The sequence below is a fragment of the Paenibacillus sp. MMS18-CY102 genome, assembly GCF_009789195.1.
Lineage (GTDB): Bacteria > Bacillota > Bacilli > Paenibacillales > Paenibacillaceae > Paenibacillus_T.
In genome coordinates, this window is sequence record NZ_WSTC01000058.1 from 1 (window position 1) to 15,859 (window position 15,859).

6 protein-coding genes and 1 other annotated feature are annotated in these 15,859 nt (G+C 53.1%); of the genes, 3 read left to right on the forward strand and 3 right to left on the reverse strand.

Features of this window, described 5'->3' with window-relative positions; genetic code table 11:
- Positions 1 to 638: 638 nt before the first annotated feature.
- Both GON22_RS24845 and GON22_RS24850 read right to left on the reverse strand, forming a co-directional pair.
- Positions 639 to 10,031 (reverse strand): WIAG-tail domain, encoded by a 9,393-nt coding sequence (locus GON22_RS24845; protein WP_160398771.1) that lies wholly within the window; start codon positions 10,029 to 10,031, stop codon positions 639 to 641.
- A 170-nt stretch (positions 10,032 to 10,201) separates the two neighbouring features.
- A complete protein-coding gene (locus tag GON22_RS24850) occupies positions 10,202 to 11,488 on the reverse strand; it encodes an MFS transporter (protein WP_160398772.1) in 1,287 nt (428 codons plus the stop codon).
- 310 nt (positions 11,489 to 11,798) lie between these two features.
- On the opposite strand from GON22_RS24850, the gene GON22_RS24855 reads away from it, so the two are divergent.
- The 3 genes from GON22_RS24855 (at position 11,799) to GON22_RS24865 (ending at position 14,015) form a co-directional block, all read left to right on the forward strand.
- Positions 11,799 to 12,098, forward strand: a complete 300-nt coding sequence (locus GON22_RS24855; RefSeq protein ID WP_160398773.1) for a hypothetical protein — start codon at positions 11,799 to 11,801, stop codon at positions 12,096 to 12,098.
- A gap of 131 nt (positions 12,099 to 12,229) precedes the next feature.
- Positions 12,230 to 13,222 carry a MerR family transcriptional regulator gene (locus tag GON22_RS24860; RefSeq protein ID WP_160398774.1) on the forward strand — a complete coding sequence of 331 codons (993 nt, stop codon included), beginning with the start codon at positions 12,230 to 12,232 and terminating at the stop codon, positions 13,220 to 13,222.
- A gap of 82 nt (positions 13,223 to 13,304) precedes the next feature.
- Positions 13,305 to 14,015 (forward strand): class I SAM-dependent methyltransferase, encoded by a 711-nt coding sequence (locus GON22_RS24865; RefSeq protein WP_160398775.1) that lies wholly within the window; start codon positions 13,305 to 13,307, stop codon positions 14,013 to 14,015.
- Between the two features lie 68 nt (positions 14,016 to 14,083).
- On the opposite strand, the gene GON22_RS24870 is transcribed toward GON22_RS24865, so the two are convergent.
- Positions 14,084 to 15,325, reverse strand: coding sequence for an MFS transporter (locus GON22_RS24870; protein ID WP_160398776.1), 1,242 nt, complete (start codon positions 15,323 to 15,325; stop codon positions 14,084 to 14,086).
- Positions 15,326 to 15,455: 130 nt separating this feature from the next.
- Positions 15,456 to 15,720: a binding site (T-box leader), on the reverse strand.
- Between the last annotated feature and the right edge of the window lie 139 nt (positions 15,721 to 15,859).

Consider the following 15,859-nt stretch of genomic DNA (forward strand, 5'->3'; position numbering starts at 1 on the left):
ACGGAGGATGATGTGAAAAGCCTCCTGCGCCTTTGTTTGAACGATGCCCCCTAGTGGGGCAACAACAACTAACAGGCTTCGCCTTCCTGATGGATAAATCTACTACACAAACTTTTTGACGCTACCCTCTAGCTGGGCTGGGGGCTGTTTAGGGTACATTTTTCTGCCCTATTCGTGCTCTAGCTGGGCTGGCAGCTGTTTAGGGTACATTTTTCTGCCCTATGCGCGCTCTAGACGGGCCGGCGGCTGTTTAGAGTACATTTTTCTGCCCTATTCGTGCTCTAGCTGGGCTGGCGGCTGTTTAGGGTACATTTTTCTGCCCTATTCGCGCTCTAGACGGGCTGGCAGCTGTTTAGGGTACATTTTTCTGCCCTATTCGTGCTCTAGCTGGGCTGGCAGCTGTTTAGGGTACATTTTTCTGCCCTATTCGTGCTCTAGCAGGGCTGGCGGCTGTTTAGGGTACATTTTTCTGCCCTATTCGTGCTCTAGCTGGGCTGGCAGCTGTTTAGGAAATCCCTTCCTGCAATAAGGCCTTCATATAAAAAAGAAATCCCACGTTGTGATACCGTGGGATTTCTCTTTTGAGGCAATCGACAACGTCTCAGCAGTTGCCTTCGCCGCCGCATAGCTTTCATTCCTTATGCCATTCCAATCGCGATCCAGTTGATCGTGCCTGAAGTTTCACTGCTGAATCGGATACGCGTGACGTTAACGACCGCAAACTGTTCCGTTTTGTTTTTAATCGTTGCGATGCATGCGGTATGGTCCGTCGTAGTGACAAGCGTATACTTGGAATTAGCGAACGGCTCATCGAAGGGAATATGCACTTCACATGTTTCTTCTTGGCCCGCAAATGCAAATGCACTCAGCCCGAACTGCTGAAGAGGCACTGGGCAACTGGAAGGCGCGAGGATCGGGTTGCATGCCAGCTTATCGATCGTTACGGACTGTTCAGCCAGTTCACGGCTGCCGATCAATCCTGCCGCCAACTGCCGGCCCTCAACGGAACCATCAGCGATTTGGCTGCCTGTGATTGGTCCAAAGGAATGGGCTTCCGCTTGCTTGTGCAGCAGCGCCAGCACATCCGCCCCCAGCTTGCTCGCGTCGATGCTGCCCTCCTCGATCGCCTGGCCCGTAATAGACCCTTCTTGCAGATGTCTTGGTTCAATGCTTGCAGTTGCAAGATGAGCGGAACGAATCGTGGCATTCGCCACATGCTCGCTCCTAACTACACCCAGCGTGAGATGCTCTGGCTCAATGCTTGAATATGCAATATGCGAAGCCCGGACCGATACATCCGCCAATTGGTCGCTGCCAACAGCGCCAGTTGCCAGTTTTTCCGATGAAACAGCACCGTCCGCCAGTTTGCTTTCTGTTACCGAAGCTGCTGCCAATTTGGGGCTGGTTACGCCCAGATCAGCCAATTGGCCAGATCCAACAGCGCCCAACGCCAGCTTATCCGTACTGATGACGCCGTCCACGAGCTTGCTCGCAGTAATCGCGCCATCGGCTACCTTCCATTCCGTCACCGCTCCATCCGCCAATTTCGGCCCGCTCACGCTTCCATCCTGAAGCTGGTCGCTGCCAACGGCTTGGGCGGCAAGCTGTTGTTGCGTTACTGCGCCATCCGACAGCTTTTCACTCGTAACTGCGCCATCCGACAACTGGTGGCTTTGGACCGCTTCCGATGCAATTAGGCTAGTAACGATAGCTGCTTCGGCAATCTTGCTTGACGTAACCGCCCCATCTTCTAAATGCTTGTTGCCGACTGCGCCATCCGCTAATCTATCCGATGTGACCGCGCCAATTGCAAGCGCGCTTTCCGTCACTGAAGCAATGGCCAGCTCACCTGTGCCAATAGATCCTGGCACGAGATGAATGCCCGACACAGCACCATAAGCCAATTTCTCGCCCGTAACGCTGAAATTCGCCAGTTGGCTGCTGCCGATTGCGCCTTGCTCCAGCTTGGCGCTGCTTACGCTGCCGTTTCCCAGCTTCTCGGCGGTAATTGCGCCGTCCGCTACTTTCGATGTGGTGACCGATTCGTCAAGGAGCTTCGATTCGCTCACTACGCCATCAGCCAATTTATCGGAAGTAATTGCTCCACTGGCTACTTTGGACGTTACAATGGATTCGTCGATCAGCTTCCACTCGTTCACGCTGCTATCGGCCAACTGATCGCTGCCAACTGCTCCATAGGCCAATTTATCGGAAACGATCGCGCCATTCGCTACCTTCGATGCAACGACTGCGCCTTCGGCCAGTTTCGATTCACGCACGGCACCATCTGCCAACTGATCGCTGCCGATTGCACCCAATTCCAGCTTCGCACTGCTTACGCTGCCGTCCGATATTTTATCGGCGGTTATTGCACCGTCGGCCACTTTCGACGTAACGACGGATTCGTCGATCAGCTTCCACTCACTCACAATGCAATCTGCAAGCTGGTCGCTGCCGACCGCACCGAACGCCAGCTTTTCGGAAGTAATCGCTCCGTCCGCTACTTTCGACGATGTCACTGCTTTATTGCTTAACTTTGATTCGCTAACGACGCCGTCGGCCAATTTATCGGAAACAATCGCGCCATTCGCTACCTTCGATGTAACGACTGTGCCGTCCGCCAGCTTCGATTCACGCACGGCGCCATCCGCCAACTGATCGCTGCCGATTGCGCCTTGCTCCAGCTTCGCGCTGCTTACACTGCCGTCCCTCAGCTTTTCGGCGGTAATTGCGCCGTCCGCTACTTTCGATGTGGTGACCGATTCGTCAAGGAGCTTCGACTCGCTCACAACGCCATCGGCCAATTTATCGGAAGTAATCGCGCCATTGGCTACCTTCGATGCAACGACTGCGCCATCGGCCAGTTTCGATTCGCACACGGCGTCATCCGCCAACTGGTCGCTGCCGATTACGCCTTGCTCCAGCTTCGCGCTGCTTACGCTGCCGTCCCTCAGCTTATCGGCGGTAATTGCGCCGTCCGCTACTTTCGATGTTGTGACCGATTCGTCAAGGAGCTTCGCTTCGCTCACAACGCCATCGGCCAATTTATCGAACGTAATTGCTCCATTGGCTAACTTGGACGTTACAATCGATTCGTCGGCCAGCTTCCACTCGTTCACGCTGCCGTCTGCCAACTGATCGCTGCCGACCGCTCCATAGGCCAATTTATCGGAAACGATCGCACCATTCGCTAGCTTCGATGCAACGATTGCGCCGTCGGCCAGCTTCGATTCACGCACAGCGCCATCCGCCAACTGATCGCTGCCGACTGCGCCCAATTCCAGCTTCGCACTGCTTACGCTGCCGTCCGATAATTTATCGGAAGTGATTGCACCGTCAGCCACCTTCGAGGTAATGACCGATTCGTCGATCAGCTTCCACTCGCTCACAATACAATCTGCAAGCTGGTCGCTGCCGACTGCACCGAACGCCAGCTTATCGGCGGTAATTGCACCGTCCGCTACTTTCGATGTGGCAACTGCCCCATCTATCAACTTCGATTCGCCCACAGCGCCTTCCGCCAACTGCTCGCTGCCAACTGCCCCCCGCTCCAGCTTCGCGATGCTAACTGCTCCGTCCGCCAGCTTAGCCGTCGTAATTGCGCCATCCGCTACCTTTGAGGTAATGACCGCTTCATCGATCAGCTTATACTCGCCTACACTGCCATCGGCCAGCTTATCGAGCCCAACCGCGCCGAACGCCAGTTTATCGACGGTAATCGCTCCGTCCACTATCTTCGATGCCGTTACCGCTAAGTCAGCCAGCTTCGTCCCTTCCACTGCGCCTTCCGCCAACTGATCGCTGCCGATTGCGCCATGCTCCAGCTTTATGCGGCTTACGCTGCCGTCGGCCAGCTTATCGGCGGTAATTGCACCGTCGGCCACCTTTGACGTAATGACGGATTCGTCGATCAGCTTCCACTCGCTTACAATGCAATCTGCAAGCTGGTCGCTTCCAACTGCGCCGAACGCCAGCTTATCGGAAGTGACTGCTCCGTCCGCTAACTTTGACGTAATGACCGCTTCGTCAATGAGCTTTCCTTCGCCCACGCTGCCATCGGCCAGCTTATCGCTCCCAACTGCGCCGTTCGCCAGTTTTTCGGCAGTGATCGCACCGTCCACTACCTTCGATGCCGTTACCGCTGCATCAGCCAGCTTCGCCTCTTTCACTGCACCGTCTGCTATTTGGCTGCTGCCGACTGCGCCATGCTTCAGCTTTGAGCTACTTACAACGCCATCCGCCAGCTTATCGGCTGTGATCGCTCCGTCCGCCACCTTCGACGTTACGACCGCTTCGTCGATCAAATTCCACTTATCCACGCTGCCTTCAGCCAGCTTATCGATGCCAACGGAACCATACGCCAGTTTTTCGGCGGTGATTGCACCGTCCGCTACCTTCGATGCCGTTACCGCTGAGTCGGCCAGCTTCGTCCCTTCCACTGCGCCTTCCGCCAGTTGCTCACTGCCAACTGCGCCTTGCTCCAGCTTTGCGCTTCCAACGGAACCATACGCTAGCTTTTCGGCAGTGATCGCTCCGTCCGCTACCTTCGACGTTACGACAGCATCGTCAGCTAGCTTCCATTCGCCTACACTCCCATCGGCCAGCTTATCGATGCCAACAGAGCCATTCGCTAGCTTTTCGGCGGTGATCGCTCCGTCTGCTACCTTCGATGCCGTTACCGCTAAATCAGCCAGCTTCGCCTCTTCCACTGCACCATCCGCTAACTGATCAAAACCAACTGCGCCTTGCTCCAGCTTCGCGCTGCTTACAATGCCATCCGCCAGCTTATCGGCTGTGATCGCTCCGTCCGCTACCTTCGACGTAATGACCGCTTCGTCGATCAGCTTCCACTCGCTCACAATGCAATCCGCAAGCTGATCGCTGCCAACTGCACCGAATGCAATCTTATCGGAAGTAATCGCTCCGCTTGCTATCTTCGATGCCGTTACCGCTGAATCGGCCAGCTTCGCCTCTTCCACCGCGCCATCCGCTAACTGGCCACTGCCAACTGCGCTATGCTCCAGCTTCGCGCTGCTTACAGTACCGTCCGCCAGCTTTTCAGCAGTAATCGCCCCGTCCGCTACCTTCGACGTAGTGACCGCTTCGTCGATCAATTGCCACTCGCCTACACTGCCATCAGCCAGCTTATCGAGCCCAATCGCACCGTTCGCCAGTTTTTCGGCTGTAATCGCTCCGTCCGCTACCTTCGATGCCGTGATTGCTGCATCGGCCAGCTTCGCCCCTTCCACTGCGCCATCCGCCAGCTGGCCACTGCCAACTGCCCCATGCCCCAGCTTCGCGCTGCTCACAGCGCCGTCCGCCAGCTTTTCAGCTGTAATTGCGCCGTCTGCTACCTTCGGCGTAATGACCGCCCCGTCAATCAGCTTCCACTCGCCTACACTGTCATCCGCCAGTTTATCAAGGCCAACTGACCCATATGCCAGTTTCTCAGCGGTAATCGCTCCGTTCGCTATCTTCGATGCCGTTACCGCTAAATCAGCCAGCTTCGTTCCTTCCACTGCGCCTTCTGCTAACTGCGCACTGCCAACTGCACCTTGCTCCAGCTTAGCACGGCTAACGATGCCGTCTGCCAGCTTCTCGGCGGTGATCGCTCCGTCCGCCACCTTCGGTGTAGTGACCGCTTCGTCGATCAGCTTCCACTCATCCACGCTGCCATCGGCCAGCTTATCGATGCCAACAGACCCATACGCCAGCTTCTCTGCTGTGATCGCGCCGTCCGCCAGCTTAACAGACGTAATTGCGCCTGCCGCTACCTTCGCCGCCGTTACTGCATCATCGCCTAGCTTCGCCTCGTTTACTGCACCTTCCGCCAACTGCTCACTGCTAACCGCGCCACGCTCCAGCTTCGCTCTGCTGACAGCGCCGTCCGCCAGCTTATCAGCAGTAATCGCGCCGTTTGCTACCTTCGTCACCGTTACCGCTTCAGCGCTCAGCTTCGACTCACTCACTGCACCTTCTGCTAACTGCTCATTGCCTACTGCGCCACGCTCCAGCTTCACGCTGCTCACAATGCCGTCTGCCAGCTTGCTGGCGGTGATTGCGCCGTCCGCTACTTTCCATTCCGTTACCGCTGCATCGGCTAGCTTCGCTTCTTCCACTGCGCCATATGCAAGTTGCTCGGTGCCAACCGCACCCTGCTCCAGCTTCGCGCTGCTTACAGCCCCATCCGCTAGCTTATCCGTCACAATTGCGCCGTCCGCTACTTTTGCAGTTGTTACCGCCAAATCAGCCAGCTTCGCTTCTTCCACGGCGCCATTGGCTAGCTGCGCGATGCCAACCGCACCCTGCTCCAGCTTCGCGCTGCTCACAGCGCCGTCTGCCAGCTTATCCGTCGTAATTGCGCCGTCCGCTACCTTCGCCGCCGTTACTGCCAAATCAGCCAGCTTCGCCTCTTCCACTGCGCCATTGGCTAGCTGCTCGGTGCCAACCGCGCCCAGCTCCAGCTTCGCGCTGCTCACAGCGCCATCCGCCAGCTTGCCTTCCGTGATCGATGCCGTTGCCAGCTCGCCCGTACCAACCGATCCGACGGCTAGATGGACGCCCAATACCGAGCCCGGTGCAAGCTTTGCACTCGTTACGCTGAATTCCGCCAGTTGGTCGCTGCCGACTGCGCCTTGCTCCAGCTTATCGCTGCTTACTGCGCCGTTTGCCAATTGATCGGAAGCAATAGCGCCCCTTGCAATCTTCGCTGCCGTTACTGCTTCATCGCCCAGCTGCGGCTCGCCAATAGCGCCATCTTGCAGCTGTTCGCTGCCAACCGAATGTACGGAAAGCTGCAACTGCGAGACCGCGCCCGGTGCAAGCTTCCCGCTCGTCACTGCTTCATCGGCCAGTTGTGATGTATGAACCGCACCAGGAGCAATTAAGCTCGCCACGATAGCGCCTTCTGCGATATTGCCAGAAACAACAGCCCCGCTCCCCAAGTGAAGCGCGCCAACGCTGCCCAACTGCAAATGGTCTTTGCTAATGCTTCCGGCTGCAAGATGCTCGCCCGTTACCGTGCCGTTCTTCAGCTTGTTGCCGTTCAGGCTGCCTTCCGGCGCTTTATCGAACGCTAGCGCTTCACCCGATAGATGCGCAAGCGTAATCGAGCCTTTACGAACATGGTAGCCCTGAATGGACTCCGCCTTCAAATGCTTGCCGCTAATCGATTCCAACGTCAAATGCTCGCCGTTCACCGCGCCTTGTGCGATTTTGTCTCCGGTCACCGCATGCGGTTGAATGGATGCCGTCTGTACTGATTTCGCGGATAAATGCTCCACTTTCACGCTATTAGCTGACAAATGGCCCGCCTGTACGGCTCCTTCGGCCAAATGCAAGGCACGCACTGCCCCGCTCGTTAAATGGTTCGACCCAACCGAATTGTCTTGCAGCTGCGACGCACCAACAACGTCCTGCTGCAAATGCTCATTGCCGACGCTGCCCATTGCCAAATGGTCACTTTCAACCGACCCGTTAAGCAGATGAACGGAACCAACGCTCTCGGGAGACAAGTGGAAGCCTAATATCGCGCGCTCCTCGATTTGGCGGCTGCCGACCGAATCAGGCGACAAATGCCGGGATTTCACCGCGCCGTCCGCAAGCTCACGGCTCGCCACAGCCCCGTTCTCCAGCTTCTCGGAAGTTACTGCACCTGTTGCCAAATGATCGGTTTGCACCGCCTCCGCCGCCAATTGCGCCGATCCGACAGCCTCTTCAGCGAGGTGTAAGCTGTGTACAGCACCGCTGGCCAATTGCTCCGAACCTACGCTCTGAACCGCAAGTTTCTCGCTCGTTACACTCCCCGTCGCAAGCTTGCTCGAAGCTATCGCATAATCCGTTAGCTTATCCGTCGTAACCGATTCCGGTGACAGCTTCAGCGAATTCACCGCATAGTCGGCCAAATGATGCGAAAACACAGTGCCATGGCCCAAATGGCGCTCTGTAATCGTCTGCGGCGCAAGCTTGCTAGACGTTATCGCCCCGTCCTTGATCGACTCCGTTCCGACCGACAAGCTGCTCAAATGTTCAGCTTCGATCGCTCCGGCACGAATATGCTTGCCTTCAATCGCCTCTTCAAGTACAGTATCGCCCGTTACAGCGCCTGGCGCCAAGTGATAGTCCCGCACTGACGCTTGTGCGAGCTTATCGAACGTTACACTCTCATCTTGCAGATGTGCAGTGCCTACTGACTCGCGTGCCAGCTTCTCGCCCGTCACAGATGCCGAAGCCAGCTTGCTCTGGGCAACCGAACCGTCAGCCAACTGCGCCGTTCCTACTGCTGCGGCTCCAATATGTTCTTCACGGACGGCTTGCGGCGCTAGCTTCGAATCGGTCACGCTGCCCTCGCGAAGATGATGCCCATCGATCACATTCGGCTGTAGCTTATCAGCCGAAATTGCCCCCGGGGCAAGCTGCTCTTGGCGCACGCTTCCTTCGGCTAGCTTCTCGCTCGTCACGCTTGCACGGCTTAGATGCCTGCCTTGGATGCTCTCCTCCACCAGCTTGGATGATGTAATGCTCGTATCGGCCAGCTTCGAGGACGTTACCGCATGATCCGCCAGTTTAATGGTCGTAACGGCTTGCTCCGCCAGCTTCGAAGAGGTCAACGATTCGTCAATGAGATGGCAAGCTTCAATCTGTGAAGTTGCAATATGAGCGCCCCGCACCGCATTCGCTTGCAGATGCTCAGCGGAAACCGCGTCTGCCGCCAGCGCGAGCGAGGTAACGGCTGACGATGCCAGCTCCCGCGCGCCTACCGCCCCTTCAGTCAGATGCTCAGATGCGATTTCGCCTGGAGCCAAATGTACGCCTTGCACGCTGCTCGGCGCAATATGCTCCGTACGCAAAATGCCCGGCTTCAGGTGCGCCGTGTCGATGGCTTCATCCGCGATTTTTTCCCCCGTCACGATGCCGTTGCGCAGCTTTGCTTTGGTCACTGCGCCGTCAGCAAGCTTGGATGTCGTAATCGCTTCGTTGGCCAAGTTCTCCGTCTTAATGGTGCCGCTGCGCAGCTTGCTCGATGTAATCGCTTGGTCTTCCAGCAAATCCGTCGTAATGATGAATGGTTTCAAATGTTTGGACTCAATCGACCCTTCGGCGATTTTATCCGAGCTGATCGTCCGGTCCGCCAGCTTCTCCGACGATACGCTATTATCCCGCAGCTTATCGCCCGTAATGGAGCGATCGCGAATTTTGTGCCCAGATATCGCGTTTTTAGCCAAATGCTCGCTCGTAATCAACTCCGGCACCAGCTTGGAGGATGTAATTGCGCCGTCTGCGATCTTGATCGATTCGACTGCATAATCAGCAAGAAGCGTCGTCTGGATGGAGCCTGCGCGGATTTTGGACGTATCCACCGCTCCCGGGGCGATCTTATCGGTTACGACTGCTTCATCCACAATATCATCGGTAAAAATAATGGCTTGCGGCCGCTCCTGGCGCTTCTCTTCCAGTTTCTCCTGCTTTACTTTCTCATCAATCGGTGCAATAACAGCCTCCTCCGGCGGAAGCTGTACAGGCAACATCGAATCGATTGGTGCGGCTGCTTCGATTAGTTCGTTCGGTACGTCAGGTTGGGCAGCCGTTTCCACTGATACAATTGGAAGCTCTGTTTCCGATGTTGGCACAACCGGCACTTGTTGGTCCGGCACTTCCCTCTTGGCCGGCCGATTGCCTTGCATGCCCACATTTTGCAAGGAAGCTTTTGTTATGGAAGCGGCCTCCGCTGGCGGCGATTGCACTTGGGCCTCTTCGGGAGAAGACAGCTCGAACGGGCCAACTGGGCTCTGCTGCATCACCTCAGCAGGCTGCGGCCGCTCGGCAACTGCAGATGCGTGCAGCGTCACTTTTTCTTGGTCTTCCTCTTTCGGCTCATTCGCAGCAGAAGCTTGCGCCTGGGCTGCCCTTACTCTTGCGTCTTTCTTTTTCTGCAAATCATCTAGCCAACGCAGCTCCGATGCGTTTGGATTATCAACGTAAAACAGCGGCTTCCGTCCCTTGGGACTGCTCCCCTTCTTGCTCTTCGCCATGGCCATCTCCTTCTTCCACCTAAGATGTCATAGGCAATATATGCGATTACCCATAGGCGCGACACAGCAATAAGCGAACATTCATAATCCTGGCTCTTCAGTGCCATTCGCATCATATAAAAAAACGCCCCAGAAGCCTAAGGCCCCTGGAACGTTACAGTATGGTTCACTCACACGCTTTGAACTTCCGCAGTAGGGTGCCGGCGATTGCTGCTGATCTGATAGCGATAAATAAGGAAGTACGCGATAGCCGTAATCGTGCTTAATGCAACATTGATTCCGATCAGAAGCTGATAGTTATGAAGCAAATCGTAATTCGCGCCACCCGCTATGCCAGCCAATACCCCGCCGAGTTGATGCACCATTAATAAGACGCCCGATTGCAAGCCGAATTTTTGGTTTGATTTTAAGCTTTCGCTTGCTAATAGTATGCCACCCGGAATTGCCCCCAGATAACTTGCTCCGAATATGAGTGAAAATAACAGCGGGGTAGCATCCCAATGCATGAATAAGATGACAAATGCAGCTACTCTCATGATAAACAACGCCGATAGCGCCGCAGCCCGGTTCAGCCGGTCCATTAAATAGGAAAATACAAATCCGCCGGCCAACTCCAACACCCCAAGCAGGCTCAAGGAAGCTGTAAACAAAGCTACGTTTACATGCGCATGCTGATGAATCGCCATTAAATGCATCTCTACCGTCCCCATGCCAAACCCGCATGTAAACAATGACAAGGCCACGGCCATGATGACGCGATTGTTTAAATAGCCAAAAAGAATGCGCATCTTATCGGCGAAGCCCGCTTGGACCGTTTCATCCTTCCTGGCAGCATCAGCTTGCGCCTCTGTTTCCTCTGCGGTTTGCTTCCGCTCACGAACGAACAGCAGCGTCAAAGGAATGAACACCACACCAATAACAAACAAAATCCAATAGGCGCCGGTCCAGTTCAACCACGATTTATTGCTTACGAATACGGGGGTGAGAATCGCCAGCCCAAGTGATCCAGCGCTTCCGAGAATCATTAATGCCTTGGCCCGGTGATGGTTAAACCAATCTGAAATAATGACGTAGCCCGTCGTTGCCCCAATTCCCGCAAGCCCAGAGCAGATTCCGAATCCTAGGAAATACCCAATCGGGTTGGTAGCTAGCAATATAATCGTAGAGGAAAGCGTTCCGAGCAGGCTCGAAAAAATGATGACAAGCTTATATCCGTACCGATCTACGAGCCATCCGCCTAGCGGTGCGCTAAGCGCTCCGATCAATATGCTAACCGACCATGTTACGCCCAGAAAGCTTCTCCCCATGTTTAACGTTTCTGTGATGTCGCTCTGGTAATACGCAAGAACAAACCTGCCGATCGATCCAACGAAGCCGAATATCCAGAAGAACAATAATATAAACCAGGCGTACCTTGGCTCCTTAAACCAACGCTTGAGCTGAATAGGATGCTCCAATCGCCATGCCCTCCTTTACTGCAATACTTAAGTATAAAAATAAAAAAACAACCCAGCCACTCTGCCATACAGAGTTACCGGGGTTGTTTGCAACCAAATTGGCTATAAATCAGTGCCCTTATCTTTTGAAATTACGGTCTAACACTCATACTCTGACTAATAATTCATATTAAATTTACTTATTTTATGTGTCAATACATTTATTTCATATCATTTTTATCGCTGGTTCATCTCCCCTTCGAGTAATACATCAGCCATCCGCCCTTTATAATAATAGTGCTCTATCCATCACAAGGGGGGAGTTGGCCCAATGATCGAACGATTGGCGGCACTGGAGCAGCGTCTCATTAACCAGCATCATCGTGACTTATTCCTTCATACGAAGCATACGATCAAGTCGATTGACGACCTTGCGGAGCAGCACCGCCTGCTAAGTGCAGCACATGCCATCAACGGCTATAAGATTATCGGAAGCGAAGAGGCTTTGTTCTACGAAACGTTATCGCAGGCGAAGGAGCAAATTCTGCTTACGCTGGAGAAAACACTGGATGATCTGGAGCATAAGGGCGACAAAAACTATGATAAAAATTTCAAAGACGGCGTGGAATAATAGATGGCGATTCGCGCAAGCCGCATGAAGCAGCGACAGCTTCGTGCGGTTTTTATTTGTGTCCCGCTTTACATTGACGTTACGTTAACGTTTAATGGATGACAGCAGCAAATAAGAAAGGCGGTTCCGGCTTGAAAATTAAAGAAATTTCCGAACGGCTCAACATATCTGCCCGAGCCATTCGCTTCTATGAACAACGGGGATTAATTGCTCCCTTCAAACAAGCGGGCAATCAATATCGCACCTTCGACGAGAAAGATGTGTGGCGGCTGCAGACGGTCATCGCCTTGCGGGAAGCGGGCATGACGATTGAAGATATTAGGCAAGCATTCTCCGAAATTACAGGCGATGACTATAGGGAGCTTCAACATTACCTAGAGCTTCAGCGTGCTGTTATGTTTGCCAAATGGATTGAAATGAAGCAGATAATCGAAACGACGGATGAAATGATTCATGTGCTACAAAACGAAAAATCATTGCCAGTCGAGCAAATCTATCAGTTGGCCGAAGGGTCCAAACGGTTGCGGGACCAGCGGAGCAATTGGCAGGACCATTGGGATTTTGACCGATTGGCGAGCATGCATGACCAGCATGTGAGCAATAACGATTATGAATATAAGGACTATGAGGCGGCGCTAGATTTGACCGTTCGATGGGTAGCCCCTATCCCTGGCGAGACCGGCCTGGACGTAGGCACAGGAACGGGCAACTTAGCTGGCAAGCTCATCGGCCAAGGCGCCCAGATGGCCGGCGTGGACCAGTCCAAGGAAATGCTTAAAGCATGCCAGAGCAAATTCCCAACGATGGAATGCAAGCTTGGGAACTTTCTTGCAATTCCTTATTTTGATGCAAAATTTGATTTCGCTGTATCCAGTTTCGCGTTTCATCATCTGACGGACGAGCAGAAGCAATTAGCAATTGATGAAATGCGGCGCGTGCTGAAGCCTCGCGGGCGCATCTGCTTAACGGACTTAATGCTCGCCGATGGGCATCCTCCGAAGCAGGACAAGTTTTATACGAGAGTGGCCGATCTGGCCGGCTGGTTCGAAGCTAGGGGATATGTTACGAAAGCCCATCGCATCAATGAGCTGCTTCATATCGTGTACGCCATCCCCATTCGCTAAAAAAAAACGATTGACCTTCTCGTAACGTCAACTTCTAACATGAATTCGAACGACCGTTGACCAATCGAAGGAGGATTCCACAATGACAGAAATTGACCATGATCTTATTTATCAAGACGAAGCCAGCCAGTATCACACGCTAATCAGCAAACAACAGCAGCTTGCCCACGTTGTAAACGGCATTCGGGACTGTGAGGGCTTAGACATCGTTGACCTTGGGGCCGGTACAGGAAGGCTCACAACCGCATTAGCCCCTTTCGCCAAGTCTATTAAGGCGCTAGATGCATCAGCTGCAATGCTCCAGATTAACGCTTCGCGGCTGCAGCAAGCAGGGGCTGCAAACTGGACAACGGCAGCCGCTGATCTGCGCAAGCTTCCCTTGGAAAGCCAAAGTGCGGACCTTATCGTTGCTGGCTGGGCGATTTGCTATTTGGCAAGCAACAACGCCCCTAACTGGGAGCAGAACCTGCAAGAAATTATGGCAGAGATGAAGCGCGTCCTGCGGCCAGGCGGCACGATCATCATTTTTGAAAACATGGGCACTGGGTCGACCATACCGGACCCACCTAGCTTTTTGAAACCTTACTTTTCCGAGCTGGAAGGAAAATATGGTTTCTCCCATAAGTGGATTCGGACCGACTATCAATTTGACAGCTTAGCGCAGGCCGAGGAGCTGACGCGGTTCTTCTTCGGTGATTGGCTGGCCGATGCGGTTCGGGAGCAAGCGCTGGTTCGTGTGCCGGAGTGTGCGGGAGTATGGTGGCTGCATCACGAAGACCGGACGGAGCTTTAAAGAGATGAGGCGTTAAACCTGAAAAAGATGGCTTCTGATTAGCCAGAGGCCATCTTTTTTATATGCAGCTAGCTTTCTGAATTCATTTTAAAATAGTCATTTCTTGACGATTGCAATACGAATGCGCTTAATATAGCCCCTAGCATAAACATAAAGAGAACCCCCACAATAACAACCGCTTTAATGGAAACCACATCGGCTGCAACTCCCATAACAACCGTTGTGAGCATGATCAAAATCGCTTCAATCAACCCGTTCATGCTGCCTACTCGCCCCATAATCTCGACCGGTATATTATTTTGGTAGAACGTATAAAATCCCGTATTAGCAAATGCAAGGAAAAAGGCAAGAACAAAAAAGCCGGCAGCCGCCACAACAAAGGAAGTAGAAAACGCATAGACGAGATAACCCAGGCAGACCCCCAGCGTTCCTAGCCCTATCATTAAGGAAATGTTAACCTTCTTTACGATTAGTGTGTTCATGCTCGCACCAGCAATAATTCCGGCGCCGGCAATGCTCACCAAAATGCCATAGTCACGTTCGGACAATTGCAGCACCACTTTGGCAAAAGCCGCCTCAAGTGAATCGACGGCGGAGGCCATAACCACCATAACGCAGCTAAATAGAAAGCAGACCAACCAAATATATGCAGATCGGCGGTAGAATTGAATAACAGCAATCCAATCTTGCTTTAGCATCTCCCAAGTGATCCTTGTTTTCGTATTGCCCGCAAATCTATCCTTCTCTATGTTCGGCATAAGAATCGTAACTAGTCCGGATATGAATAGCGCAGCTGCATTGATATAGATCGCAAACGATGGTGACCCTACTACGAATAACATGCCGGCAATCGCGGGCCCGACCATAAAAGCGCCTGATCCGATCAGGCTGTTCAGCGAGTTAAACCGTTGCCTTTGGCGCTCAGGGATCAAAATCGTCATATAAGTGCCAGCTGCCGGGCCAAACACAGAGCCAGCCATATTGATCATAAATACAAGCGAATAAATATACCACAATGACGAGGACAAAGGGAGCAGCGCAATCAGTATTGCCCGCAGCAAATCAAGGAAAATCATCAAATGGCGTTTATTCATCCGGTCAATCAGGCTGCCTGCCCAAACATTCGTAACTAGCGTCGCCAGCGGCCTTAGCAAATATAGCGCAGATACGGCTAACGCCGATTGCGTCAAATCAAGGACAATTAAATTGAGCGCAATAAAGTAGATCCATGATCCAATATTGGCAACTCCCATTCCGAATAATAGGATGGACGGATATTTCCAGGACGCTAGCCATGATTTAAGCATCATTTTCATTTCAATCGCTCCTCTCGTATTAGTTCACCATGACGTTCGACAACTCTCATCGGATTTTTAAAGGATTTTTAAAGGATTTTTAAAGGATTTTTAAACTAAAAAAGGCTCCCCCCAAGACATAAGTCTTGGAGGCGAGCCTAACCCTCGCGGTACCACCCCAGAGTTGTCAATATGTCGCCATATTAACCTCAACGAGTAAGCCATTGCCAAACAATGCTTACTTCTGCCCGATAACAGGAGCACCTGTCACACCATCCCCGCCGCTTCCGGCTAGTTCCGATGTGATGCTCAGAGGCTTGTTTCAATAAAGCGTTCCTTGCTCCTTCTCAGCAACCGGAGCTCTCTGGCGTAAGAACACATCTATTTACTCTTCTCTTCATCGCATTTATATAATTAGGTACTATCATGACTTATGCAGTTCGCCCCAACAACTGTAAGGACAAAAGTTCAATAGATTTCTAGCTAAAAACAAGATAAAACACTTGACAAATAGAAGTCGCCTAAATAATTGCGAAGGATACCTTTTTA